Source organism: Georgenia sp. Z1491, assembly GCF_057652395.1.
This window is the reverse complement of sequence record NZ_CM172729.1, coordinates 1,806,560-1,831,146: the sequence shown is the minus strand read 5'-3', so window position 1 is coordinate 1,831,146 and position 24,587 is coordinate 1,806,560. Positions and strand designations below refer to the sequence as shown.

Below are 24,587 nucleotides of genomic sequence, written 5' to 3'. Positions count from 1 at the left end.
CCGGGCCCCCGACCGTTCAGCGTGCGTCGTCCCGGGCCCAGTAGCCGTCCGGCCCGAAGAGCTCCTCGACGCACTCCTCGAGCAGGCCGACCTCGAGCAGGAGGTCGAGGATCGTGTAGCGCGAGCGGATCGTCTGCGCGCGGTAGTAGGTCAGCCGGAACCGCTCCATGTCGATGTCGATCTGCTCCGGGTGGTAGACCGCCCCGACGGCCCGGAGCATCTCGCGGGCCTCGGCGGCCGGGACGAGCTGCTCGCGGCAGCGGCTGACGATGGTCGGCCACTGCTCGACGACGAGCTCGAGCCGCGCGCGCAGCTCCTCGGGCTCGAGGTACTTCTTCAGCGTCTGCTCCACGGCCGGCTCGACGAGCGGCGCGGCGCGCTCCGCCGTGTGCATGGCGCGCACCCGGGCCTCCATCTCCTCGCGCGAGGGCCAGGCGGTGACCAGGGCGTCGATGTTGATGCCGGGAACGTCCTTGGTGAGCGCCACCTCGAACAGGGCGCAGATGGCCACCGTGCCGAGGCCGACCTTGAACCCGTGCGAGAGGGGCGGCTCCCAGTCCAGGCCGTGGCCCTCCATCTCCCAGGTGTGGGAGAACTGGTGGCCCGCGCCGGAGGCCGGCCGTGAGCTCTGGTGGGCCTGCATCGCCAGACCGGACATCAGCAGGCCCTCGGCGAGGCCGGCGAGCGCGTCGGGGTCGGAGGTGGCCAGGTCGGCGGGACGCGAGAGGGACTCGCGCAGCGGGCCCTGGACCAGGCCCCACACGTACTCGTCGACGGGCTCGACCCCGAGGATGTCGGAGACGATCCAGTCGGCGCCGGCGGGGACCTTCTCGACGAGGTCGCCGAACCCGGTGGCGGTGAGGCGCTGCGGGGCCGTCGCCATGAGGTCGAGGTCGGCGACCAGGGCCGTCGGTGCCGGGCAGTTGCGGGTGATCTTGAAGCCGTCCTTGGTGATGGACGAGCCGAACGCCGCGTAGCCGTCCATCGAGGCGGCCGTGCAGACGTTCATGTAGGGGCGCTCGAGCTCGCCCGAGGCGAGCTTGACGATGTCGTTGAGCGTGCCCGCGCCGATCGAGCAGGCGACCGCGTCGGTGCCCCGCAGGTGCTCACGGATCAGCTCGACGTTCTCGTAGCCCGCGTACAGGGTCGGGACGCCCGGGAACACGTAGGGCTCGTCGAGGTCGATACCGGCGGCGCGCAGCGACGCCGTCACCGCCTCCCCGGCGAGGTCCCACGTGTTGCCGTCGGCCACCACGATGCCGCGCCGGCCCGGGAACTGCTCGGCGAACACGTCCCCGGTCCGGTCCACCACCCCTCGTCCGTGGACGATCGCCTTGGTGTCGGTGGCGGTGCTCAGTGCGGTGGCGATCAGGTCCTCGGTCATGACAGCTTCTCCTTCTCGGCGTGGGCTTGGTGGTGCGCGGCGGTTCAGCCGGCGACGTGGTCGACGGTGTCGTGGATGAGCCCCTGCAGCGCCGGGTACTGCTTCGCGTACTGGTCGACGTAGAAGGAGTACTCCTCGTGGCGGGCCTTGTTCGGCTCGAGCCGCGCGCGCGTGTGCACCATCGCCTCGGCGGCCTCCTGGACCGAGGGGTGCAGGCCTGCGCCGGTCGCGGCGAGGATGCAGGAACCGAGGGTGACGGCGTCGCCGACCTCGGTGAGCGTGATCGGCACGCCGGTGACGTCGGCGTGCATCTGGATCCAGTCCCCGGACTTCAGCGCGCCGCCGGCGGCGACGAACTCCTCGACCTCGAGGCCGCCCTCGCGCAGCCCCCGCATGTTGAGCTCGACGCCGTAGGCGACCGACTCCTGGACGGCCTTGTACAGGTGTGCCCGGGTGTGGGAGAGCGACAGGCCGGAGACGGTGCCGCGCGCCTTGGAGTCGGAGTACGGCGTGCGGTTGCCCTGGAAGTACTCGGTGAAGATCACGCCGTCGGACCCGGGCGGGATGTCGCGCGCCTGGGCGTTGAGCACGTCGTAGGGGTTGAGGCCGGTGCGCTCGGCGGCGTCGACGATGTCCTGGCAGAACTCGTCCCGGAACCACTTGAGGACGGAGCCGGAGGACGTCAGCGAGGTCTCGACCGTGTACTGGCCGGGGACCACGCCGTCGACGTACCCGCCGAAGAACCCCGGTCCCGAGATCGGCTCGGCGCTCTGGCCGGACATCACGTGGCTGGAGCCCGTCACGAGGGTCATCTTGCCGGGGCTGAGGACGCCCAGGCCGATCTGGCCGTGCCAGGCGTCGCCGCCGCCCTGCGCGACGGGCGTCCCCGGCGTCAGCCCGAGCTCCTCGGCGGCGTGGGAGGTGAGGCCGCCGACTGCCACGCCCAGGTCGTTGACGGTCTCGGGGAGCTTGTCGAACACGTCGCCGGCGCCGGCCGCCTCGTAGAGGTCCACCGGCCAGCCGCCGTTGTCGCGGTCGTAGTAGGACCGGTGCGCGGCCGTGTTGATGTTGAGGGTCCACTGGCCCGTGAGCTGGTAGGTCAACCAGTCGGGCGCGTCGATGAGACGGTACGCGGCGTCGTACGTGTCGGGCTCGTTCTCCTTGAGCCAGGCCGCCTTGAACGGGTACCACTCGGCGGTCGGCGGGAGCGTGCCGTCACCGGTGTACCGCGTGGCCGGCGAGGGGTGCCCGACGACGCGCTGGGCCTGCTCGGTGGCCCGCACGTCCATCCACATGATCGCGGGGCGCAGGGCCTTGCCGGTCCGGTCCATGGCGACGACCGTCATCGTCGTCGCGTCGTAGGAGATGCCCTTGATGTCGCGACCGGCCAGGCCGGACTCGCGCATCGCCTTGGCGGTCGACGCCTTGAGCGCCTCCCACCAGTCGGTCGGGGACTGCTCCGCCCAGCCCGGGCGGGGGTGGGTCGTGCGGTAGGTCGTCGCCGCGAAGACGACGGGCCGACCGACGAGGTCGAATATCCCGACCCGGCAGCTCTCGGTGCCGAAGTCGATGCCCATGACGAACGGGCCGGTGGGGGTACGAGCAGACATCGTCGCCTCTCTTCGCTGGACGTCCTCCCGCGCGACCTCGCGCGGGCGGTCGGTGGGGGTCGGCGCGGCCGCGCCGGATCTGGTCGGTCGGTGCCTGGTCAGTCGGTGTCGTCGTCGGTCCAGCCGAGCGCCTCCCGTTCGGCGGCGGGGATCAGGTGGTCGATGCGGCTCAGCGCGAAGGTGGGCTGCTCCTCGGCCGGCAGCGCCTCGGCGTCGTCGAGGGTGTTGTCACCGGTGAGGACGAGCGTGGACGCCATCGACGTGCGCACGGCCATGCCGATGTCGGTCGCGAGGCGGTCGCCGACCATCATGCAGCGCGACGGGTCGACGTCGAGGCCCACGAGGGCCGCCTCGAGCATCGCTCCCTCGGGCTTGCCCATGTTGGCCTGCAGCGTGGCCCCGGTCGTCGCCTCGATGGCGGCGACGATGCCGGCGGCGTCGGGCTCGCCACGGCCGCCCGGGAACGGGCAGTAGCGGTCGGGGTTCGTCGTGATGAGGAACGCCCGCTCGTGGAACCAGATCGCGTCGAACGCGATCTGCAGCTTGCGGTAGTCGAAGGTCCGGTCGTAGGACGCGATGACGATGTCGATCTCCGCGGGATCCTCGGATCGCCGGATCCCGGCGGCGTCGAGCGCCCGCAGGAGCGGGGGCTCCGCGATGGGGAAGACGGTCGCGTCGGGGTGGTGGGCCTGGAGCCACCGCACGGTCGTCACGACCGTGTTGGCGATCTCGTCGACCGGGGTCGGCAGCCCGAGGCCCTCGAGCTTGGTCGCGTACTCGGCGGGGTCCTTGGTGGGGTTGTTCGACAGGAACCGGACCGGGAGCTCGCGCCGGTGGAGCTCCTCGATGAGTCGCTTCGCACCCGGGAGGAGGTGGTCGCCCAGGTAGATCGTCCCGTCCATGTCGAAGACGTAGGCCTCGTAGAAACCGGTGGGACCGGCCTGGTCGATCATGTGGTGCTGCCCTTCTGCGTGTGCGGTACGGCGGACGTGGCCCGGCGGCGCGCGTCCCTGCGGTGCCGGGACGACTCCGGGGCGAGGGCCTCGGCCCCCGCCCCGGAGCGGTGATCAGATCGTGGTGACCAGGTAGATGAGCGTGGTCCCGATGAAGATCGCACCTGCCGGCGGGTCGATGTGCGTGTCGCCGCGGGCGTTGAAGATCCGCGAGAACGCCTCACCGAGGACACCGCCGAAGAGGCCGGCGAGACCACCGACGACGACGGCGACCCATGGGTCCGTGCCGACGACGGTGAGCAGCTGGACGGCCGCGAGGCCGGCGAGGATCGTCATGTGGTGCGTGACCGGGGTCTTCAGCCCCAGGCTGAGGAAGATCAGCGAGATGGCCGAGATCGCCCAGCCGATGAGGAACACCTGGCTGACGATGTTGGTGTAGGCCGGGTTGTCCGTGGGGACGTTGCCGATGAGCCACACGGCGACGAACGCGAAGAGCAGACCGGAGGTCAGGCCGTGCAGGGCCGACATGCTCCACTTCTCCTGGTGCTCGACCCAGTGCGTGCCGTCCTTGAGCGAGAGCGGGCTGTGCCCCTTGAACGGACCGACCAGCGAGCGCGACTTCACGCCGAACACGAGACGGGCGACGACGGCGACACCCACGACCGACAGGGCGACCGTGTCCGTGGTGAACAGCAGTCCCTCGCCCTCGGGGGCCCAGAGGCCGAAGAGCCAGATGAAGAACTGGTTCATGACGTAGCCGAGGATGCCGAAGACACCACCGACGATGAAGATGTCGGCCTTCGGGTAGCCGGCGAGCGGCGTGACGATGTCGCGGCCGTTCACTCCCTCGGGGAAGTATCCGCGCTTGGCCGCGTAGGCCGCCGCGGCCGCACCGCCGGCGAAGGCGATGTGCGGGCCGAAGACCGGGCCGAACGCGAACACACTGATGAAGTCCTGCGCCACCGGCACGCCGCCGAGCAGGGCGGAGAACCCGAACAGGAAGGCGAAGCCGGTGAAGATGAATGCGGTCTGCCCGCCGATGGCGGCGCCGAACGCACCTCCGGCAAAGGCGACGATCAACCAGACGATGTCGATTTCCACGTCGGTGGTACCTCTCTCTTCCCCCACGGCGTCGTGGGGAGTGTCGTGACTGCGGTGTCGGACCGCCGACGTCGGACGATGACGATGGCGGATCCGGGCCGCGCGGGGGGACCCTGCGACCCGAGGTCCGCGCCCCGACCGGTATACCGGTCGGGGCGCAGGGGTCAGGAGGCGGAGGAGCCCGCCTGCTGGTTCTTGCTCTCGTAGTCGCTGAGCACGGCGACCTTGTCGGCGGACGCCGAGCTCTCGTCGAACTCGTGGCCGAGCCACTCGCCGGCGAGCTTGCGCGCCAGCTCGAGACCGATGACGCGCTGGCCGAAGGTGAGGACCTGCGCGTTGTTGGACTTGATGAGACGCTCGACGCTGAACGAGTCGTGGGCGACCGAGGCCCGGATGCCCGGGACCTTGCCCGCGGCCATCGCCACGCCCATCCCGGTGCCGCACACCAGCAGCGCGCGGTCGGCCTCACCGCCGGCGACCTTCTCGCCGGCCGCCGTACCGATGTTGGGGTAGGGGTTCGCGTCGGCGTTGTCGCCGACGCCGACGTCGATCACCGAATCGACCCTGGGGTCCGCCTCGAGGTCGGCCTTGAGGGCCTCCTTGTACTCGTACCCGGCGTTGTCCGAACCGACAACTATCCGCCAGCCCATGTCGCCTCCCGTTCCGGCGCCTGCGCGCCTCTCGGGTGACGGTTCTCGGGCTCCGTCACCCGTCGCACCCGTGCGGCGCGATCTGCTTCGGGACCCTACCAAAGGGCTCGACAGATGCTCACCCATGGTGAGCGGAAGTGCACGGGTGTCGTCGATGCGTGCGAATCTGCGCGTGCCCCGTCCCTTCGGGGGTGCGGTTCGTGCCCGTCGGACCCCTCCCTCACACCGGGGGCAGCGGCCTGCCGCGCGCCAGCCCGGACCTCGAGATGCGCTCGGCGAGCGCCCGCAGGGTCGGCTCGTCGATGACGAGGTCGGTCACGGCACCCGCACGCAGCGCCCCGAGCGTGGGGCGGACCTTCGCACTGCCGGAGACCACGCACACGCGGCGGCCGATGCGCCGCAGCGCCGCGGGCGACGGCCCCGACGCGCGGGCGTTCGTCGCGATGTCCGCGTACGTACCGTCCTCCCGCAGCAGCACGGTGCAGATGTCGCCGACGACGCCGGCCGCCTGCAGGCTCGCGATCTCCGTCTGGTCGAGGTAGCCGCCCGCGTAGACCTGGGAGCTGAGCGACCCGGTGAAGGCGCCGACGCCGAACAGCGCGACGTCGGTCCGTGCCTGGAGCGCGCGGACCGCGGCGAGCGACCGTTCGCGCCACATCGCGAGCTTGGTCTCCGGGTAGTCGAAGAAGGCCGGCACCGGGAAGTGGTGCACCGAGGACTCGAAGGCCCGCGCAGCTGCCTCCATGATGGCGCCAGCGTACGGAATGCCCGTCGTCGTCGGGTTGGCCGCGCCGTTGAGCTGGACGACCGCCGACCGCGGCGCGGCGCGGGCGACGAACTGCGCGACCACGGCGGCGATGGTGTTCCCCCACGCGATGCCGAGCACCGAGCCGGGCTGCATCCAGCCCGACACCAGCCGGCCGGCCACGCGGGCCACCTGCTCGAGCCGCTGCACCTCGGTGGACGCCGGCCGCACCGTCACCACGTGCGTCTGCACGCCGAACAGGTCGCGCAGCACCATCGACTCCCGCGTCCCCATCTCGGCGGGCGGGTGCAGCTCGATGCGCACCATGCCCGAGGCGCGCGCCTGCTTGATCAGTCGCGAGACGGTCGAGCGCGACACGCCCGTGCGCCGAGCGATCGTCTCCATGGTCTCGTCCTGCAGGTAGTACATCGAGGCAGCCTCGAAGACCTCCCGCTCGCGGTCACGCTCGTCCACCGGTCCTCCGTCGTCGTGCACGTCCGCCCACCTGAGTTGTGCGGATGTGCGATGGCGACCATCCTAAGGATCAACACGACGCGGTGGACGCGATCCTCAGGCGTCGACGCACGAGCCGATGGAGGAGCGAGCACGTGAACACGACAGCACTCACACCCGAGTCGCGCCAGGACGCTCTGGAGCAGATGGCCACCAAGGAGCTCGACGTCCTGGTCATCGGGGGTGGAGTCACCGGGGCGGGTGTCGCCCTCGACGCCGCGACCCGCGGCCTGACGACGGGCATCGTGGAGATGCGGGACTGGGCGTCGGGCACCTCGCAGTGGTCGTCCAAGCTCATCCACGGCGGCCTGCGCTACCTGTACCAGCTCAACTTCGCCCTCGTGTCGGAGGCGCTGCGCGAGCGCGGCATCCTCCTCACCACCACGGCCCCCCACCTCGTCTCGGCCCAGCCGTTCCTCTGGCCGCTCAAGCAGCGCGTCATCGAGCGCGGCTACTCGGCGGTCGGCGTCGGCATGTACGACGCGTTGTCGATCATCGGCAACCGCGGCGCGACCGTGCCCATGCAGAAGCACTACTCGCACAAGGGTGCCCTCGACCTCGTCCCGAGCCTGGACCCCGAGACCCTCATCGGCGGCATCCGCTTCTACGACGCCCGCGTCGACGACGCCCGCCTGGTCATGACCCTCGTGCGCACGGCGCAGGGCTTCGGCGCCCACGCCGCGAGCCGCTCGCAGGTCACGTCGATCGTCACCGACGCCTCCGGGCGGGCCACCGGCGCGATCGTCCGTGACCTCGAGACCGGCCGGGCGATCACCGTCCGCGCCAAGCACGTCATCGGTGCGACCGGCGTGTGGACCGAGGAGACCGAGAGCCTCGGGGGTGCCGAGGGCGGGCTGCAGGTCCTCGCCTCGAAGGGCATCCACATCGTCGTGCCCAAAGAGCGCATCAAGGGCCGGACCGGTGTCTTCCTGCGCACGGAGAAGTCCGTCCTGTTCATCATCCCCTGGCAGCGCTACTGGGTGATCGGCACGACCGACACCAAGTGGACGGAGCAGGTCGACTCCCCCGTCGCGACGTCGGAGGACATCGACTACGTCCTCGAGCAGGCCAACGCCGTGCTCTCCGACAAGCTGACGCGCGAGGACATCATCGGCACCTACGCCGGCCTGCGGCCGCTGCTGCAGCCGGTGGACAAGGGCGACGGCGAGTCGACCAAGGTCTCCCGCGAGCACACCGTGACGAACCCGCAGCCAGGGCTCACGGTCATCGCGGGCGGCAAGCTCACCTCCTACCGGATCATGGCCGAGGACGCGGTCGACCACGCGCTCGGCAAGGCCCGCGCGAAGGCGAAGCCGTCGATCACCGCGACCACCCCGCTGGTCGGCGCACCCGGCCTGGAGGCCACCCGCCGCCAGCTGCCGCGCCTCAGCGCCCAGTACGACCTCAGCCGCGAGCGCGCCGAGCACCTCGTCTCGCGCTACGGCTCCGAGCTCCCGGACGTCCTCGCGACGATCGACGCGGACCCCACCCTGGCCACGCCCCTGGAGCACGCGCCGGACTACCTGCGCGCCGAGGTCGCCTACGGCGTCACGCACGAGGGCGCTCTCCACCTCGAGGACATGCTCCTGCACCGGGTCCGGCTCGACTTCGAGCTTCCGGACCGCGGAAAGGCGGCGGCCCCCGAGGTCGCCGAGGTCATGGGCGCCCTGCTCGGCTGGGACGACGCCCGGCGCGAGCGCGAGGTGCAGAGCTGGGTCGACCAGGCGGACGCGATCCTCGCCGCCCAGCAGACCGACAACGACGCGGCGGCCTCGGCCACGCGCACGGCGGTGCCCCAGCTCGTCCCCGTCGTCGAGATCGATCCGGCACACTGACCCCAGAGCGGGCGGGCGAGGGCCCTCCGGCCCCCGCCCGCCGTCGAACCCCCGAAGGACCGGTCGCCGGAAACCGCCGACGACCGGAAGCACATCGACATCGCCGTCGAAAGGAAACGCCCCCACCATGAGCGACCAGAAGTACGTCCTTGCCATCGACCAGGGCACGACGTCGTCCCGGGCCATCATCTTTGACCACTCGGGCCAGATCGTCTCGGTCGGCCAGCTCGAGCACGAGCAGATCTTCCCCCGCGCGGGCTGGGTCGAGCACGACCCCAAGGAGATCTGGAACAACGTCCGTGAGGCCGTGGGACTCGCCCTGTCCAAGGCCTCCCTCAACGCCGGCAACATCGCCGCCGCCGGCATCACCAACCAGCGCGAGACCACCGTCGTGTGGGACAGGAAGACCGGGGAGCCGGTCTACAACGCGATCGTCTGGCAGGACACCCGGACCGACAAGATCATCAAGGAGCTCGCCGGGGACGAGGGCGAGGAGAAGTACAAGTCGCGCGTCGGCCTGCCGCTCGCGACCTACTTCTCCGGCCCGAAGATCAAGTGGATCCTCGACAACGTCGACGGCGCCCGCGAGAAGGCCGAGGCCGGTGACCTCGTCTTCGGCAACACCGACGCCTGGGTGCTGTGGAACATGACGGGCGGCGTCGACGGCGGCCTGCACGTGACCGACGTGACCAACGCGTCGCGCACCATGCTCATGGACGTCACGACGCTCACGTGGGCCGAGGACATCGCGGCCGACATGGGGATCCCCGTCTCGATGCTCCCGGAGATCCGCTCCTCCTCCGAGGTCTACGGCAAGGGCCGCCAGCAGGGTCTGCTCGCCGACGTGCCGATCTCCGGCATCCTCGGCGACCAGCAGGCCGCCACGTTCGGCCAGGCCTGCTTCCAGGTCGGCATGGCCAAGAACACCTACGGCACCGGCAACTTCATGCTCATCAACACGGGCACGGAGCCGGTCTTCTCGGAGAACGGGCTGCTGACGACCCTCGGGTACAAGATCGGCGACCAGCCGGCCGTGTACTGCCTCGAGGGCTCGATCGCCGTCACCGGCTCGCTGGTCCAGTGGCTGCGGGACAACCTGGGGATCATCTCCTCGGCGCCCGAGGTCGAGGAGCTCGCCAAGACGGTCGAGGACAACGGCGGCGCCTACTTCGTCCCGGCGTTCTCCGGCCTGTTCGCGCCTTACTGGCGGTCCGACGCCCGCGGTGCCCTCGTCGGCATGACCCGGTTCGTCAACAAGGGGCACATCGCCCGCGCGACCCTGGAGGCCACGGCCTTCCAGACGCGCGAGGTCCTCGACGCCATGAACGCCGACTCCGGGGCCGAGCTGGCCGAGCTCAAGGTCGACGGCGGCATGGTCGCCAACGAGACGCTCATGCAATTCCAGGCCGACATCCTCGGCGTGGACGTGGTCAAGCCGGTCGTCGCCGAGACCACCGCCCTCGGCGCGGCCTACGCGGCCGGCATCGCCGTCGGGTTCTGGAAGGGCGAGCAGGACGTCATCGACAACTGGGCCGAGGACAGGCGCTGGAAGCCGCAGCTCGACGAGGCGGAGCGCGAGCGCACCTACCGCCTGTGGAAGAAGGCCGTGACGAAGACCTTCGACTGGGTCGACGACGACGTCAGCTGACCTCTGGCGAGCGACCCCCGCTCGACGAGTGAGCGGAGTTCTGCTCGACGGTGAGCGGAGTTCTGCTCGACGGGTGAACGCACTCGTCCAACGTGCGAGGGGCGCGCGGTCTTCACGGCCGCGCGCCCCTCGTGCGTGTTCGACCCGACCTCGTCGTGCCGGTCTCAGCCTCCTGAGACGGACAGCTCGGCCTGGGCGAGCACGGCGGCCCAGGCGTCGTCGACGTCGCGCGAGGCGAGCCAGGCGTCGGGCAGGTGGGCGCGCTTCGGCCCCCCGGCGCGGCCTCGCTGCCCCTCCGCGCCCTCGCCGGGATAGGGCGAGTCGAGGTCCAGCTCGGCGACCAGGGCGTCGAGCTCGGCGAGGGTCGAGACGAGGGCGAAGGCGCGCCGGGCGTCGCCGCCCACCGGGTAACCCTTGAAGTACCAGGCCACGTGCTTGCGCATCTCGCGCAGCGCGCGGTCCTCGTCGCCGAGGTGCTCGACCATCAGCTCCGCGTGGCGGCGCAGCACGCCCGTCACCTCGCGCAGCCCCGGTCGCACCCGGGCGGGCGAACCGGTCGCGGCCGCGACGAGGTCGGTGAACAGCCAGGGACGGCCCTGGCAACCGCGTCCGACGACGACGCCGTCCGCCCCGGTCGTCGCCATCATCTGCGCGGCGTCCTCGGCGGACCACAGGTCGCCGTTGCCGAGCACGGGCACCGTCCGCACCGCCTCCTTCAGGCGCGCGATCGCCTCCCACCGCGCGCTGCCCGAGTAGTGCTGCTCGAGCGTGCGCGCGTGAAGTGCCACGGCGGCGGCGCCGGCCGACTCGGCGGCCCGCCCGGCGTCGAGGTAGGTGAGGTGGTCGTCGTCGATGCCCATCCGCATCTTCACGGTCACCGGCACCTCGTGGCCGCGCCCCCTGCTCGCCGTGCGTGCGGCGTCGACGGCGCCGCGCACGATGTCGGTGAACAGGTCGGCCTTCCAGGGCAGCGCCGCTCCCCCGCCCTTGCGCGTGACCTTGGGGACCGGGCACCCGAAGTTGAGGTCGACGTGGTCCGCCCGGTCCTCCTCCACGAGGATCCGCACGGCGGCCGCGACCGTCACCGGGTCGACGCCGTAGAGCTGGACCGAGCGGACCGGGTCGGTGGGGTCCGGGGTGATCATGCGCATCGTGTCCGGCGTGCGCTCGACGAGCGCCCTGGACGTGATCATCTCGCAGACGTACAGGCCCGCGGGAGCATGCGTCCCGACGGCGTCGCTCACCCGGCGCTCGGGCGCCAGCGCAGCCTCGCCCGCCTCGCGGCACAGCTGCCGGAACGGCGGCAGGGTGACGCCGGCCATGGGGGCCAGGACGACGGGCACGCCGACGCGAACCTCCCCCACCTGGAGTCCCACCCCCTCGTCGAGGGTGCGGTTCGTCGTCGTCGACCGTCGGGTCCCCGACGGGGCACCCCCACCTGCCTCGGTCACCGTGCCGGTCATCCGCCCGCTCCTGCTCGTCCGTCCTCCGGGTCCGTCGCGCCCGACGGGCTCTCCATTGTGCGGCACCCCGCCGGCGCCCCGGGTGGGACGGTGCTCACGGCTCGTTGCTCACGGCTCGGTGCCCACGGCCACGCGGTCCTCACCTCGGTGCCCACGGCCGCGCGGTCGTCACCTCGGGTGGACGGCCACGCGGTCGTCGCGTCGCGCCGACCGCAGCCGGTTCGTGGGGCCGGGGCGGCACCCGGCGCTCATGTGCTCGTGGCCGCCGCCCGCCCGGCGTCGGGTGCGGCCAGGAGTGCGCGCAGCGCGGCGTCGAGCACGGCCTCGGGGTCGACCGCAGCGCGGTCGTGGTGGCGCGCATACGTCGGGGCGGCATCGTCGTCGACGGGGGTCGTCGGCTCCGTCCGGGCAGCGCCCGCGGTGAGGGCGCTGCCCAGCACGAGATTCGACACCGCGTAGGCGAGCGCGAGCGGGTCGCCCCGACCGCTGCTGCGCAGCCGGCGTACGAGCTCCTCCGACAGGGCCAGGTACGCGGGGCCCCGGGGCGGGCGGGCGGCGAGCACGTGGATGGCCCACGGGTGCCGCAGCAGGTGCCGGTAGAGCGCCAGCGCGAGCTCACGTACCTCGCCGGCGCCATCGACGGCCTGCCGCACCTGACCGGCGCCATCGACGGCCTGCCGGACGTCGGCGTCACGGGCGAGGGCGTCGTCGAGGGCGAGATCGTGGGCGTCGGCAAGCCCGTCGAGCCGCGAGTACAGGCTCGCGGGCGCCACCCCGAGCGCCCCGGCGAGCCCGCGCAGCGTGAAGCCGGCGAGGCCCGACTCGTCGAGCAGCCGGACCGACGCGGCCGCGATCGTGCCCGGGTCGATCGATCTGCGCCGCTGCACCGTGCGGACCTGATCCCAGTAACCCATCTCACCCCTTAACCATCGCGTGTTAGTTTAGCAGGATGATCGACGCACGGACCCTCCCCCTGGGCGACGGCTCCCGCACCCTGCGACCGCTCGCCGAACGGGACGCCGCGCGTTACGCGGAGGGCACGCGCGACGAGGCGGTGATCAGGTGGGCGCACCTGCCCGAGCCCACCTACACGACGACGTCGGTGGCCCGGATCGCGCGTGACGTCGTCCCCGCGGGACTCGCCCGCGGGGACCTCGCCCTCCTCGCCGTCGTCGACCAGGACGACCTCCTGGTCGGCAGCCTCGTGCTGTTCGGCGTCACGTCGACGACCGGCGAGGTGGGCTTCTGGCTCCGCGCGGACGCCCGCGGAACGGGGCACGCGGCGGGCGCACTCGCGCTGGCCCGCACCCTGGCGGTGCGCTGCGGTCTGACGACGCTGACGGCGCGTACCTCGCCGGACAACGCCGCTTCCGGCCGTGCGCTCGCACGCGCGGGGTTCATTCCCGTGCGCACGGACGTCGACCGGGCTCCGTCCGGCGCGTCGGTCCCCCTGATCCACCACGAGCTGAGGCTGACGGCGTCGTCGGACCAGGCACCGTCCGACGACGTCGCGGGATGAGCGCCGGGGTTCACTCGCCGGGCATGGGCAGAACCCCGCTCACTCGTCGGGCAGAACCCCGCTCACTCGCCGGAACGTGCGTCAGGCGCCGACGAGGCGCTGCGCGAGGTAGCCCGCGACCTGGTCGAGTGCGACCCGCTCCTGGGTCATCGTGTCGCGGTCGCGCACGGTGACCGCCCGGTCCTCGAGCGAGTCGAAGTCGACGGTGAGGCAGTAGGGCGTACCGATCTCGTCCTGACGGCGGTAGCGGCGCCCCACGGCGCCGGCGTCGTCGAAGTCGACGTTCCAGCTCTGGCGGAGCTCGGCCGCGAGGTCCCGCGCCATCGGGGACAGGTCGGCGTTGCGGGACAACGGCAGCACGGCGGCCTTGACGGGCGCGAGCCGGTGGTCGAGGCGCAGCACGGTGCGCTTGTCGACCCCGCCCTTGGCGTTCGGGGCCTCGTCCTCGGTGTGCGCCTCGACGAGGAAGGCCATGAGCGAGCGCGTGAGCCCCGCCGCCGGCTCGATGACGTAGGGCGTCCAGCGGGTGTCCTTCGTCTGGTCGAAGTAGGACAGGTCCTTGCCGGAGTGCTCCGAGTGCGTCGAGAGGTCGAAGTCCGTGCGGTTGGCGATGCCCTCGAGCTCGCCCCACTCCCCGCCGGCGAAGCCGAACCGGTACTCGATGTCGACCGTCCGCTTGGAGTAGTGCGAGAGCTTCTCCTCGGGGTGCTCGTAGTGCCGCAGGTTCTCCCGGGCGATGCCGAGGTCGGTGTACCAGGCGGTGCGCTGCTCGATCCAGTACTCGTGCCAGTCCTCGTCCGTGCCGGGCTCGACGAAGAACTCCATCTCCATCTGCTCGAACTCGCGGGTGCGGAAGATGAAGTTGCCGGGCGTGATCTCGTTGCGGAAGGACTTGCCGATCTGGCCGATGCCGAACGGTGGCTTGCGGCGCGCGGAGGTCATGACGTTGGAGAAGTTGACGAAGATGCCCTGGGCGGTCTCGGGCCGCAGGTAATGCAGGCCGGACTCGTCCTCCACCGGGCCGAGGTGCGTGCGCAGCATCATGTTGAAGTCGCGCGGCTCGGTCCAGCGCCCGCGGGTGCCGCAGTTGGGGCAGGGCAGGTCGGTGATCGCGACGTCGTCGGGGTTGTCGATGCCCTTGCGCTGCGCGTACTCCTCCTGCATCTGGTCCACGCGGTAGCGCTTGTGGCACTCGAGGCACTCGGTGAGCGGGTCGGTGAAGGCGCCGACGTGGCCGGAGGCGACCCACACCTTGCTCGGCAGGATGATCGACGAGTCGATGCCGACGACGTCGTCGCGGGACGTCACCATGCGGCGCCACCACTGGCGCTTGATGTTCTCCTTCAGCTCGACGCCGAGAGGTCCGTAGTCCCAGGCGGAGCGGGTACCGCCGTAGATCTCGCCGGACTGGAACACGAAGCCCCGTCGCTTGGCGAGGGCGATGACGTTGTCGAGTGCGGTGGCGGCCATGTGGTCTCCGTACTTCTGCCGCGCCGTGCGCGACGGTCGAGCCGCACCCGGGTGGTGCGGACGGGGACCACCGTAGACGCCGGGGCCGGGTGGGGCGACGCGCGTCCGGGCATCGCCGTCCCGTCCGTGCGTCACGCGCGGCAGCGCACCCGCCGCGTGCAGCTCCGGCGCGGGTAGAACCGCGCGGACGCGGATCGGACCGCCGCTACATGTCCTGGTACATCGACGGCACCTCGTCCGGGACGGCCAGCACCCGTCCGTCGCCGATCGCCAGCGTCGCGGGCCCACCGTCGGTCGAGGTGAAGGCGACCTGGAGCACGTCGACACCGGTCACGTCGAGCTCCAGCTCGACCGCCTCGCTGAGCGTGACCTCGCCGCTCCACAGCGTGGCGCCGTCGCCGATGACCTGGACACGGACGACGCGGGCGTCGAAGGCCGCCTCCTCGTCGGGCAGGACGTTCTCGTCGTCCCACCGGCCGATCGTGCCGATGAACGTGCGGAAGCCGCCGTCGAGGTCCCAGGCCAGCGTGTCCGCATCACGGCCGGCGCTCGTGAGGATGCCGTACGGGAAGTTCTCGCCGGCGATCTGGACAGCATCCGTCCTGGGGTAGCCGTAGCTCTCGCCGTCGGCGGGCTCCTCGAGCGACTCGAGGTAGAGCCGCGTGCTCGGCTGCGCCACCTCGACCTCCACCGTGCCGTGGTGGGTCTCCCCCGCCGCCGGCTCCTGGCCGACGATCGTGCCGACCGCCTGGCCGTCGGCCAGCACCTGGGTCGGGACGATGTCTGCACCGCCGAGCTCGCTCTGCGCCTGCTCGACCGTCTGACCCGTGAGGTCGGGCGTCTCGCCACCGCGCAGGAACACCAGCCAGACCACCAGCACGACGACGAGGAGCGCCACCAGAGCGCCACCGATGATCACCGGCATGCGCGACCGGGTGGCGCCCCCGGAACCACCGGTGCCCGTACCGCCCGCCGCACCCGGTCCGCCGTATCCGGTCGCGCCGTAGCCCGCGGCACCGCCGGGTCCGCCGGGTCCGCCGGGTCCGGACGGACCGCTCGTGCCGTACACCTGGCCGGTCGTGCCGGGTCCCGGCCCGCCGTACGGGGCCGATGCCGGCGAGCCGGCACTCGTGGCTCCCGGGCCCACCCACGGCTGGCCCGCCGCGCCCGGACCGGCCTGCCACGGCGCCGCCTGGCCGGGCATCCCCTGGGCCGGCCCACCCTGCGCAGGCTCCCCCTGGCCGGGCGTCCCGTGGCCAGGCACCCCGGGTCCGGGCGCGGCCTGAGCAGGCATCCCGGGCCCTGGAGCGACCTGCCCCGCGGGCGCGATGCGAGTCTGCCCCTCGCCCACCCGCTCCACGAGGGCGGGATCGACCTGCCTGGTCTCGTCGCCCCCGGTCGCCGCGGCGGCGGTGCGCCGGCCGAGGTCCGTCGTGCCATCCTCCTGCGGCCGCCGCGGGGCGGTCGGTCCGGGCGGTGGGGCGTCGAGCTTTCCCAGCGCAGGCAGGCCGCGGAGCTCCTCGGCCAGGTGTCCGAGCTCCTCCGCCACGTCGGCGGCGCCCGGCCGGTCGGCCGCGTCCTTGGCGACCATCCGCCCGACGGCGGTCCACAGCTGGTCGGGGAATCCCTCGGGCCGCCCCGGCAGGTTCTCGGAGTGCCGGCGCAGCACCCCGTACGTCCCGCCGGGCCCGGCGAACGGCGTCACGCCGACCACCATCTCGTAGAGCATGACGCCGAGCGCGTAGACGTCGGTGGCCGGGCCGGGCGGCTCCTCCTCGATGATCTCGGGTGCCATGTACAGCGGGGTACCGAGCATGGCGGTGGAGGTGGTGGCGTGGAGGGCCTGCGTGACGCGGGCGACGCCGAAGTCCGACACCTTGGGCACCATCGTCCCGTCCGCGCCGCCCTCGGCGAGCAGCACGTTGCCGGGCTTGACGTCGCGGTGAATCACGCCGCGCCCGTGGATCGCCTCGAGGCCGCGGGCGATGAGCCGGCCGTACCAGCAGGCCTCGCCGGGTGGGAGCGTGCCGCGCTCGTCGAGCAGTCCGCGCAGGTCCCCGCCGGGGACGTACTCCATGACGATCGCGAGGGTGCTGCCCTCGACCACCAGGTCGTGGACCTGGACGACGTTCTCGTGCAGGACCCGGACGAGGAAGGAGCGCTCCTGGATGAAGCGGTGGACGATCTCGGCGTCGTCGGCGTACTCGGAGCGCAGGATCTTCACGGCGACCTGCTTGCCGTCCTCGTTGCGGTGCCCCGCCCACACGGCGCCCATCGCGCCCTTGCCGACCTGCCGGTCGAGCGTGTAGCGGCTGCCGAGCGGCCGTGACGTCATGGATCCTCGAGTCTCGCTGGAGTGGGTCGGGTTCAGGCGAAAGGGTACCGATGCGCCGCTGCGGTCGCGGCGCGCCGCCACGGCGCGGCTCAGCCGTCGCCGTACCGCGCCGGCAGCTCGCCGGGCGGGGTGAGCACGCGGCCGTCACCCACGGCGAACGCCGCCGACGTCGAGTCGCCCCCGCTCGTCAGCGACCAGCTGATGACGAGCTCGTCGACCCCCTCGACGTCGAGGGTCACGTTCCTCGGCTCGTCGACGGTCACGGAACCGCTCCACAGGATCTCGCCGTCACCCGTGACCTCGACGGCGACGACCCGCGACTCGAACCTCTCCTGCTCCTCCGGGTCGGAGAAGCTCGCGGGCCACCGCCCGAGGGTCGCACTGAAGACGTGGAAGCCGGAGTCGAGGTCCCAGCCCCAGCTCCCCGACGGCTCGCCGGGCTCGGAGGTCACGCCGTGCAGGAACGAGTCGTCGCCGATGTCGACGGCCTCCTCCTCGAACCCGGAGTACTCCTCGCCCGTGAGCGGGTCGAGGTCCTCGACGCCCCGGCGGGCGCTCTCCCGGGCGATCGTCACCTCGACCTCGCCGTCGTGCTGCTCGTCGCGACGGGGCGACTGACTCATCACGGTGCCGACCTCGTGAGAGTCGGCGAGACCGTCCTCCACGACGACGTCGACGTCGCCCAGCTCCTCCTCCGCCTCCTCGAGCGTCATGCCCCACAGGTTCGGCGTCGGGCCCGGCTCGGGCTCGTCGAGGTACCGGGTGAGCCAGACGGCGCCCAGCGCGACGATCGCGACGACCACCAGAGCGAGCACCGCCGGCATCACGAGGCGTCGGCGGCTGCGCACGGGCGCGTCGTCGGGCGCCTGCACCACCGTGCCGCGCACCGGAAGGCGCGTGGCTGCCGCGGGGACGGACCCGGACGGCTCCCGCAGGACCGTCGCCTCGTCCGCGTCCTCGGGGACGGGCTCGCGCATGCCGCTCGCCGACGAGGTCCGGGCCAGGTCCGTGCCGGGCGACGGCGCACCGGACGGACGTGAGCCGGACGACGGCGTCCCCGTCGGCGGGTGCACGAGCCGCGTACGGGCAGGAAGGTCGGCGAGGGGGGCGACCAGGCCGTCGAGCTCGTCGGCGAGCCGGGCGGCGTCCGGCCGGCTCCCGGGCTCCTTGGCGAGGGTCCGTTCGATGACGTGCCACAGCTCGTCGGGCAGTCCGTCCGGACGCCCCGGCATCATCTCGGTCTGGCGCCGCATGACCCCGTAGGTCCCGCCGTCGCCCGTGAACGGGGTGATACCGGTGAGCATCCGGTAGAGCAGGATCCCGAACGAGTAGACGTCGCTCGCCGGGGTGGGCGTGCGCTCGTGGATGACCTCGGGCGCCATGTACAGGGGCGTCCCGACCACCATCGTCGCGCTCGTGGCCTCGGTGATCTCGCCGTGGGTCACGCGGGCGACGCCGAAGTCCGTCACCTTCGGCACCACCTCGTGCTCGGTGCGCTCAAGGAGGATGTTGGCCGGCTTGACGTCACGGTGGACGACCCCGCCGTCGTGGATCGCCGCCAGCCCGCGCGCCACGCCCGCCCCGTACGCGGCGGTGTCAGCCGGCGTCAGCGTCCCGCGCCGGTCGATCTCCTGACGCAGGTCTCCCCCGTCGACCAGCTCCATGACGATGGCGAGCGTGCTGCCCTCGGCCACGAGGTCGAGCACCCGCACCACGTTCGGGTGCACGACGTTCGTCAGCAGGGTCCGCTCCTGGATGAAGCGGCGGACGATCTCCAGGTCCTCGGCCACCTCCGCCCGCAGCCGCTTGATCGCGACCACAGTCCCGTCGTCGGTGCGGTGACCTCGCCAGACCGATCCGACGGCCCCGCGGCCGATCTCCCGATCGAGCGTGTATCGGCTGCCGAGCGGCCGACCGGACATGCAGCCTCTTCTCCGTGCTCCGAGGGCGCCCGCGTGCGCGGGCGATTGAATCGTGGACAGGGTAGCGACCAGGTCCGCAGGTCGCAGGCGGGGAGGTCGGGCGGCAGGGCCCGTGGGCGGGTGGCATGTGGCGGCGACGGGGCCCGATCGGTGCGGCGGCCGGAGGCGGAGAGGTCGGACACACGACGGTCCGTCAGATTGACACCCGTTCTCGAGCCTCATGAGAATGAGTCTCATGCTCCGTCCCTCCCGCGTGGTTCTCGCGTCCGCCGCGGCTGCGCTCGTGCTCGCCGGCTGCTCCGGCGCGGACCCCGACGACGACGCGGCGGTCGAGGTCGGCACCGCCGCGTACGCCTTCGAGTGGCTCGTGGAGCAGGTCGGCGGCGAGCGCGTCGCGGTGACGAACGTGACCCCGCCGGGCGCGGACGCGCACTCCCTCGAGCTCGCACCCGCGCAGGTCGTCGATCTCGAGCAGGCCGACCTCGTCGTGCACCTGCCGCAGTACCAGGCGGCCATGGACGACGCCGTCGGCCAGCTCGGAGAAGGCGCCGTGCTCGACGCCGCAGGCCCCACCGAGCCGCTCGCGCCCGAGGAGCTCGCGGAGCAGGGCGGCGACGACGCCCATGACCACGACGACGAGGACGAGGGCCACGACCACTCCCACGCCGACGCGGCCGACGACCACGCGGCCGACGACCACTCCCACGACGCCGAAGGTCACGACCACTCGGACCACGGCGCGGCCGACGACCACGCGGGCCACGACCACGGCGCGCTCGACCCGCACGTGTGGCTCGACCCGGAACGGATGATCGCACTGGCCGAGACCGTCGCGGACCGGCTGACGGAGATCGACCCCGACGGCGCCGACGCCTATGCGGACGGCCTCGACGCCGTGGTCGCCGACCTCGAGGACCTGCGCGAGCAGATCGCCGACCGGCTCGGGAGCTGCTCGGTGGAGACCGTCGTCGTCGGGCACCAGGCCTACGGGTACCTGCTCGCCCCGCACGGGTTCGTCGAGACCGGCCTCGCCGGGATCGACGGCGGCACCGAGGTCAGCCCGGCCCGCATCGCCGAGCTCTCGGCGCTCGTCGAGGAGTCGGGTGCCACGGCGATCTACCGCGACGCCAACGCGCCCGACGACGCCGTGCGCGCCGTCGCCGAGCAGACGGGCGCGGACGTCCAGGTCCTCGATCCGCTCGAGATCGCGCCCGCCGACGGTGACTACCGTGACGCCATGCAGGCGAACATCGACGCCCTCGCGACCGGACAGCAGTGTGGCTGAGGCGCCCCCCACCTCCGTCCGACCCCTCGAGGTCGACGACGTCCGCGTGACGATCGACGGCCAGCGCATCCTGCGTGGCGTGTCCCTGACCGTGGCAGCCGGTGAGTGCGTCGCCCTCATGGGGCCCAACGGGTCGGGCAAGTCGACGCTCGTCCGATCGATCGTCGGCGTGCGCCGACCGACGTCCGGCGCGGTCCGTCTCTACGGCCGGGACATGGCCGGACGCCGGAGCTCCGTCCCGTGGCCGCGCCTCGGGTACGTGCCGCAGCGCGCCTCCGCGGGCTCCGGCGTGCCGGCCACGGCGCGCGAGGTCGTCGCCGCCGGCGACCTCGCGGGCTGGCGCTGGCGACCGCGCAGCGGTGCGGACGCGCGTGCGCGGGCGGCCCTCGCACGCGTCGGCCTCGACGACCGCGAGAACGACCCGGTCCACGTGCTCTCCGGCGGCCAGCAGCAGCGGGTCCTGGTCGCACGGGCGCTCGTGCGCGACCCGGACCTGCTCGTCCTCGACGAGCCGCTGTCCGCGATGGACTCCGCGTCCCAGCGGGCCACCACCGACCTCCTCGCCGACTTCACCGCCCGGGGTGGCGCCGTCGTCGTCGTGCTGCACGAGCCCGGCCCGCTGGCCCCCCTCCTCGACCGGGCCGTCGTCCTTCGCCACGGGGCCGTCGTGCACGACGGCGCTCCACCACCGCCGGCCCCCGGGCACGACGAGCCCGACCACCGTCACCACCACCACGAGGACACCACGGAGGACGCACCTGCAAGGGCCGTCCTCGAGCCGGGTGCACCACTGCCCGCACCGAGAGGGGCGATCTGATGGGGATCGTCGAGACGCTGAGCGAGATGCTCGGCAGCCCGCTCATGCGCCGGTCGCTGGTCGTGGCGGTGCTCGTCGGGGTCGCGGCCCCGGTCATGGGCACCTACCTCGTCCAGCGCCGGCTCGCGCTGCTCGGCGACGGCATCGGTCACGTAGCGCTCACGGGCGTCGCGCTCGGCTGGCTCGTCGGGTCGCTCACCGGCGTCTCCCCGATCGACCGGTTCGCGGTACCGGGGGCGATCGTCGCCTCGGTCGCCGGGGCGCTGCTCATCGAGCTGGTCCGGGCCCGCGGCCGGACGTCCGGCGACGTCGCGCTGGCCATGCTCTTCTACGGCGGCATCGCGGGTGGCGTCCTCATCATCACGATCTCGGGCGGGTCGAGCTCGACCCTCACCGGCTACCTGTTCGGCTCGATCGCGACGGTGTCCTCGCTCGACATGTGGCTCGCGCTCGTGCTCGCGGTCGTCGTCATCGGGGTCGGGGTCGGGCTGCGACCCGCCCTGTTCGCCCTGTGCCACGACGAGGAGCTCGCCAGGTCGTCGGGCCTGCCCACGTGGCTGCTGTCCGCACTCGTGTCGGTGATGGCAGCCCTCACGGTATCCGTGTCGATGCGCGTGGTCGGCGTCCTGCTCGTCTCCGCGCTGATGATCGTGCCGGTGGCGGCCTCGCAGCAGCTCACGCGGTCGTTCGCCGGCACCATGCGCCTCGCGATGGGGATCGGCCTGGTCGTCACCGTCGCCGGGCTCGTCGTCACCTACGTGCGGCCGTGGTCGCCGGGCGCCACGATCGTCGTCCTCGCGATCGGGGCCTACGCCCTGGCGGCGGTCGCGCACCCCGTGGTGGAGGCGCGCAGGCGCCGCCGCGAGGCTCCGCGGGACCCGCACCCCGAGCACGACGACGACGTCACGGTCGGCGACGCGGCACCGGCTGCCGGCTGACCGGGTCGGCGACGCGGCACCGGCTGCCGGCTGACCGGGTCGGCGTTGCGGCGGTGGATCTCCTCACGTCGGCGTCCGGTGGGCGGCTCGACGGGTGACAATGACCGGGTGCCCGACTTCCTCAGCGGATGGCCCTTCTGGGTCGTCTTCGCCTTCCTCTACGCGGGGGCGACGCTGCGCGGACAGTCGATCTACTGGCTCGGCCGGTGGGCCACCCACCTGACGGTGAACCACACCCGCCCGACGAAGGGCTGGCAGCTGCGGGCGCACGGCTGGCTCTCCGGCGAGGGGCCGCAGCGAGGGATCGATGCCCTGCGCCGCTGGGGCCTCGTGATGGTCCCCCTCGGCTATCTCACCGTCGGTTTCCAGTCGATGATCATGGCCGGCGCCGGAATCCTGCGCATCGCCTGGTGGAAGTTCTCGCTCGCACAGATCCCCGGCTCGCTCGCGTGGGCGGCGATCTACTCGACGATCGGATTCGCCGTCTGGGGCGCCGTCATCGCCGCCGCGGCCGGATCGCCGCTCGGGATCGCGGTGATCGTCGCCGTTGTCGTCCTCCTGGTCGCGACGTTCGTCGCCCACAGGCTGCGGCGGCGGACAGCGACTCCGACGACCGGGGCGACGCTCGAGACCGAGGCCGGCACCGTGGTGAGCGCACCGGCCGCTCGGACCGAGACCACGGCCCTGGACGGCGCCGTGGCGAGCACGCCGGCCACTCGGAACCAGACCACGGACCTGGACGGTGCCGAAGCCGTGGTCGACGTCGACGAGAACGCCGCGGCCTCCTGACGCAGCCGCCCGCGCGCCTTACTCAACCTTGTGGTTGACAGCGGCCCCTGCACACCCCTAGCGTCTTCTTCAACCATACGGTTGACAAAGGAGTGCACGTGCAGGACGACAGGCTCGACAAGGTGTTCGCGGCGCTGGCGGACCCGACCCGGCGCGAGATGGTCGCCCGGCTCGCGGACGGCGACGCCACGCTCACCGAGCTCGCCGAGCCCCACGCGGTCTCGGTCCAGGCGATCTCCAAGCACCTCAAGGTGCTCGAGGAGTCCGGACTGGTCTCGCGCACCCGTGAGGCGCAGCGCCGACCGGCCCACCTCGAGGCGGAGGTCCTCTCCCTCATGACGAAGTGGATCGAGCGCTACCGCCGAGCGGCGGAGGAACGATTCCAGCGTCTCGAGGAGGTGCTGGCTGCCATGGACGACGACACCACCCGACACGCAGCAACCACGAAGGAGCAGGCATCATGACCACGCAGATCCACCACCCCGAGACCACCATCGAGGCGAACCCCGACCTGCCGACGATCCGGATCGTCCGCGAGCTCGACTTCCCGGTCGAGAAGGTCTTCCGCGCCTACACCGACCGCGAGCTGTTCGCGCGCTGGATCGGCCCCCGCTCGCTCACCACCGAGATCGAGCACTGGGACTGCACCACCGGCGGCGCCTACCGGTACTCGAACGCGGACGGTGACGAGAGGTACCGCTTCTACGGCTCGTTCCACGAGGTGCGCAAGGACGAGCGCATCGTCCAGACGTTCACCTTCGAAGGCTTCCCGGACGGGGTCTCGCTCGAGACCGGCACGTTCGAGGACATCGGCGACGGGCGCACGCGTCTCACGCTGCTCTCGGTCGTCGACTCGATGGAGATCCGGGACGCCATGCTCGCCTCCGGCATGGAGGTCGGGGTCGTCGAGGGCTTCGAGAAGCTCGACGAGCTGCTCGCCGAGGGCGCCACGTGAGGGACGACGATGCTCCCGCGGACCTTCACCGACAGGTGGCGGCAGGCTTCTCCGCCGTGGTCGACGGCGTCGCGCCGGGCGCGTGGGATGCGCCGTCCCCGGTGGAGGGCTGGGCCGCGCGCGACGTCGTCGGGCACCTGACGACCTGGTTGCCGACCATGCTCGCCGCGTCCGGCGGTCCGGCGCTGCCGGAGGGCCCGGACGCGGACATCGACCCGGCCGGCGCGTGGCACCACCAGCGCCGGGCCGTCCAGGCGATCCTCGACGACCCGGCCTCGGCCGACCAGGTCCTGATCAACCCCAACTTCGGCGAGGTCCCGCTCCCAGGGGCGATCAGCCGGTTCTACGTCGGCGACGTCTTCATGCACACGTGGGACCTCGCTCGGGCCACCGGCCAGGAGCCCGGGCTCGACGCGGAGCTGTCGGAGTCGCTGCTCGCCGGCATGGCGCAGATGGAGGACGTCCTGCGCTCGTCGGGCCAGTACGGCCCCCCGGTGCCGGTGCCGGGCGACGCCTCCGCCCAGGACCGGCTCGTCGGGTTCATCGGACGTGACCCGGCGTGGGAGCCGCCCGCCGACCGGTAACGGATTGCCGCCGACGCTCCCGTTCGCCCACCTGGACCGTGCCGGGTCGAGCTCGACGTCGCACGGTCATG

General features: G+C 72.2%; 21 protein-coding genes. 10 read left to right on the top strand and 11 right to left on the bottom strand.

What is annotated here, in order from left to right:
• Positions 1–16: 16 nt before the first annotated feature.
• From AC24HA_RS08535 to AC24HA_RS08510, 6 genes are all read right to left on the bottom strand, one after another.
• Positions 17–1,384 (bottom strand): sn-glycerol-1-phosphate dehydrogenase, encoded by a 1,368-nt coding sequence (locus tag AC24HA_RS08535; RefSeq protein ID WP_425709020.1) that lies wholly within the window; start codon positions 1,382–1,384, stop codon positions 17–19.
• Positions 1,385–1,428: 44 nt separating this feature from the next.
• A complete protein-coding gene (locus tag AC24HA_RS08530) occupies positions 1,429–2,994 on the bottom strand; it encodes an FGGY-family carbohydrate kinase (protein ID WP_425709021.1) in 1,566 nt (521 codons plus the stop codon).
• A gap of 98 nt (positions 2,995–3,092) precedes the next feature.
• The gene (locus tag AC24HA_RS08525; RefSeq protein ID WP_425709022.1) at positions 3,093–3,947 is read right to left on the bottom strand and encodes an HAD-IIA family hydrolase; all 855 of its coding nucleotides are present in this window, start codon (positions 3,945–3,947) and stop codon (positions 3,093–3,095) included.
• Positions 3,948–4,061: 114 nt separating this feature from the next.
• Entirely contained in the window at positions 4,062–5,048 is a 987-nt protein-coding gene (locus tag AC24HA_RS08520; protein ID WP_425709023.1) for a DUF7973 family transport facilitator, read from the bottom strand.
• A gap of 164 nt (positions 5,049–5,212) precedes the next feature.
• The gene (locus AC24HA_RS08515; protein ID WP_425709024.1) at positions 5,213–5,698 is read right to left on the bottom strand and encodes a ribose-5-phosphate isomerase; all 486 of its coding nucleotides are present in this window, start codon (positions 5,696–5,698) and stop codon (positions 5,213–5,215) included.
• A gap of 220 nt (positions 5,699–5,918) precedes the next feature.
• Positions 5,919–6,917, bottom strand: coding sequence for a sugar-binding transcriptional regulator (locus AC24HA_RS08510; RefSeq protein WP_425709025.1), 999 nt, complete (start codon positions 6,915–6,917; stop codon positions 5,919–5,921).
• A gap of 185 nt (positions 6,918–7,102) precedes the next feature.
• Here AC24HA_RS08510 and AC24HA_RS08505 point away from each other — a divergent pair, with 185 nt between their 5' ends.
• A complete protein-coding gene (locus AC24HA_RS08505) occupies positions 7,103–8,791 on the top strand; it encodes a glycerol-3-phosphate dehydrogenase/oxidase (RefSeq protein WP_425709124.1) in 1,689 nt (562 codons plus the stop codon).
• A gap of 127 nt (positions 8,792–8,918) precedes the next feature.
• Positions 8,919–10,439, top strand: a complete 1,521-nt coding sequence (glpK, locus tag AC24HA_RS08500; RefSeq protein ID WP_425709026.1) for a glycerol kinase GlpK — start codon at positions 8,919–8,921, stop codon at positions 10,437–10,439.
• A gap of 164 nt (positions 10,440–10,603) precedes the next feature.
• Here the strand turns inward: glpK and dusB are convergent, their stop codons facing one another.
• Together dusB and AC24HA_RS08490 are read right to left on the bottom strand one after the other, a co-directional pair.
• Complete coding sequence (gene dusB, locus AC24HA_RS08495) at positions 10,604–11,761, bottom strand: tRNA dihydrouridine synthase DusB (RefSeq protein WP_487563623.1); 1,158 nt, start codon at positions 11,759–11,761, stop codon at positions 10,604–10,606.
• Between the two features lie 389 nt (positions 11,762–12,150).
• Complete coding sequence (locus AC24HA_RS08490) at positions 12,151–12,816, bottom strand: TetR/AcrR family transcriptional regulator (protein ID WP_425709028.1); 666 nt, start codon at positions 12,814–12,816, stop codon at positions 12,151–12,153.
• Between the two features lie 35 nt (positions 12,817–12,851).
• On the opposite strand from AC24HA_RS08490, the gene AC24HA_RS08485 reads away from it, so the two are divergent.
• Positions 12,852–13,421, top strand: a complete 570-nt coding sequence (locus tag AC24HA_RS08485; RefSeq protein ID WP_425709029.1) for a GNAT family N-acetyltransferase — start codon at positions 12,852–12,854, stop codon at positions 13,419–13,421.
• Between the two features lie 81 nt (positions 13,422–13,502).
• On the opposite strand, the gene AC24HA_RS08480 is transcribed toward AC24HA_RS08485, so the two are convergent.
• From AC24HA_RS08480 to AC24HA_RS08470, 3 genes are all read right to left on the bottom strand, one after another.
• Positions 13,503–14,891, bottom strand: a complete 1,389-nt coding sequence (locus AC24HA_RS08480) for a glycine--tRNA ligase (protein ID WP_425709030.1) — start codon at positions 14,889–14,891, stop codon at positions 13,503–13,505.
• A gap of 205 nt (positions 14,892–15,096) precedes the next feature.
• Positions 15,097–17,226, bottom strand: coding sequence for a serine/threonine-protein kinase (locus AC24HA_RS08475; protein ID WP_425709031.1), 2,130 nt, complete (start codon positions 17,224–17,226; stop codon positions 15,097–15,099).
• Between the two features lie 89 nt (positions 17,227–17,315).
• Positions 17,316–19,148, bottom strand: coding sequence for a serine/threonine-protein kinase (locus AC24HA_RS08470; protein ID WP_425709032.1), 1,833 nt, complete (start codon positions 19,146–19,148; stop codon positions 17,316–17,318).
• Between the two features lie 235 nt (positions 19,149–19,383).
• Between AC24HA_RS08470 and AC24HA_RS08465 the strand changes: the two genes are divergently transcribed.
• The 7 genes from AC24HA_RS08465 (at position 19,384) to AC24HA_RS08435 (ending at position 24,516) form a co-directional block, all read left to right on the top strand.
• Positions 19,384–20,433 (top strand): metal ABC transporter substrate-binding protein, encoded by a 1,050-nt coding sequence (locus tag AC24HA_RS08465; RefSeq protein ID WP_425709033.1) that lies wholly within the window; start codon positions 19,384–19,386, stop codon positions 20,431–20,433.
• Positions 20,426–21,250, top strand: a complete 825-nt coding sequence (locus AC24HA_RS08460) for a metal ABC transporter ATP-binding protein (protein ID WP_425709034.1) — start codon at positions 20,426–20,428, stop codon at positions 21,248–21,250. Before AC24HA_RS08465 ends, AC24HA_RS08460 begins: the two co-directional genes overlap by 8 nt.
• Positions 21,250–22,188: a metal ABC transporter permease gene (locus AC24HA_RS08455; protein WP_425709035.1), complete on the top strand. Its 939-nt coding sequence runs from the start codon at positions 21,250–21,252 to the stop codon at positions 22,186–22,188. The genes AC24HA_RS08460 and AC24HA_RS08455 overlap by 1 nt, the downstream gene beginning before the upstream one ends.
• A 108-nt stretch (positions 22,189–22,296) precedes the next feature.
• Positions 22,297–22,977, top strand: a complete 681-nt coding sequence (locus AC24HA_RS08450) for a DedA family protein (protein WP_425709036.1) — start codon at positions 22,297–22,299, stop codon at positions 22,975–22,977.
• Between the two features lie 158 nt (positions 22,978–23,135).
• Positions 23,136–23,441: an ArsR/SmtB family transcription factor gene (locus AC24HA_RS08445; RefSeq protein WP_487563622.1), complete on the top strand. Its 306-nt coding sequence runs from the start codon at positions 23,136–23,138 to the stop codon at positions 23,439–23,441.
• Positions 23,438–23,932 (top strand): SRPBCC family protein, encoded by a 495-nt coding sequence (locus AC24HA_RS08440; RefSeq protein ID WP_425709038.1) that lies wholly within the window; start codon positions 23,438–23,440, stop codon positions 23,930–23,932. The genes AC24HA_RS08445 and AC24HA_RS08440 overlap by 4 nt, the downstream gene beginning before the upstream one ends.
• On the top strand, positions 23,929–24,516 hold the full coding sequence (locus tag AC24HA_RS08435; RefSeq protein ID WP_425709039.1) for a TIGR03086 family metal-binding protein: 588 nt from the start codon (positions 23,929–23,931) through the stop codon (positions 24,514–24,516). The genes AC24HA_RS08440 and AC24HA_RS08435 overlap by 4 nt, the downstream gene beginning before the upstream one ends.
• Positions 24,517–24,587: the final 71 nt, after the last annotated feature.

What these genes read in the sequence shown, in the direction of transcription:
- AC24HA_RS08535 (WP_425709020.1), bottom strand. Translation starts at nt 1,384, where the DNA reads ATGACCGAGGACCTGATCGCCACCGCACTGAGCACCGCCACCGACACC.
- AC24HA_RS08530 (WP_425709021.1), bottom strand. Translation starts at nt 2,994, where the DNA reads ATGTCTGCTCGTACCCCCACCGGCCCGTTCGTCATGGGCATCGACTTC.
- AC24HA_RS08525 (WP_425709022.1), bottom strand. Translation starts at nt 3,947, where the DNA reads ATGATCGACCAGGCCGGTCCCACCGGTTTCTACGAGGCCTACGTCTTC.
- AC24HA_RS08515 (WP_425709024.1), bottom strand. Translation starts at nt 5,698, where the DNA reads ATGGGCTGGCGGATAGTTGTCGGTTCGGACAACGCCGGGTACGAGTAC.
- AC24HA_RS08505 (WP_425709124.1), top strand. Translation starts at nt 7,103, where the DNA reads ATGGCCACCAAGGAGCTCGACGTCCTGGTCATCGGGGGTGGAGTCACC.
- glpK (WP_425709026.1), top strand. Translation starts at nt 8,919, where the DNA reads ATGAGCGACCAGAAGTACGTCCTTGCCATCGACCAGGGCACGACGTCG.
- dusB (WP_487563623.1), bottom strand. Translation starts at nt 11,761, where the DNA reads ATGGCCGGCGTCACCCTGCCGCCGTTCCGGCAGCTGTGCCGCGAGGCG.
- AC24HA_RS08490 (WP_425709028.1), bottom strand. Translation starts at nt 12,816, where the DNA reads ATGGGTTACTGGGATCAGGTCCGCACGGTGCAGCGGCGCAGATCGATC.
- AC24HA_RS08485 (WP_425709029.1), top strand. Translation starts at nt 12,852, where the DNA reads ATGATCGACGCACGGACCCTCCCCCTGGGCGACGGCTCCCGCACCCTG.
- AC24HA_RS08480 (WP_425709030.1), bottom strand. Translation starts at nt 14,891, where the DNA reads ATGGCCGCCACCGCACTCGACAACGTCATCGCCCTCGCCAAGCGACGG.
- AC24HA_RS08475 (WP_425709031.1), bottom strand. Translation starts at nt 17,226, where the DNA reads ATGACGTCACGGCCGCTCGGCAGCCGCTACACGCTCGACCGGCAGGTC.
- AC24HA_RS08470 (WP_425709032.1), bottom strand. Translation starts at nt 19,148, where the DNA reads ATGTCCGGTCGGCCGCTCGGCAGCCGATACACGCTCGATCGGGAGATC.
- AC24HA_RS08465 (WP_425709033.1), top strand. Translation starts at nt 19,384, where the DNA reads ATGCTCCGTCCCTCCCGCGTGGTTCTCGCGTCCGCCGCGGCTGCGCTC.
- AC24HA_RS08455 (WP_425709035.1), top strand. Translation starts at nt 21,250, where the DNA reads ATGGGGATCGTCGAGACGCTGAGCGAGATGCTCGGCAGCCCGCTCATG.
- AC24HA_RS08445 (WP_487563622.1), top strand. Translation starts at nt 23,136, where the DNA reads ATGGTCGCCCGGCTCGCGGACGGCGACGCCACGCTCACCGAGCTCGCC.
- AC24HA_RS08440 (WP_425709038.1), top strand. Translation starts at nt 23,438, where the DNA reads ATGACCACGCAGATCCACCACCCCGAGACCACCATCGAGGCGAACCCC.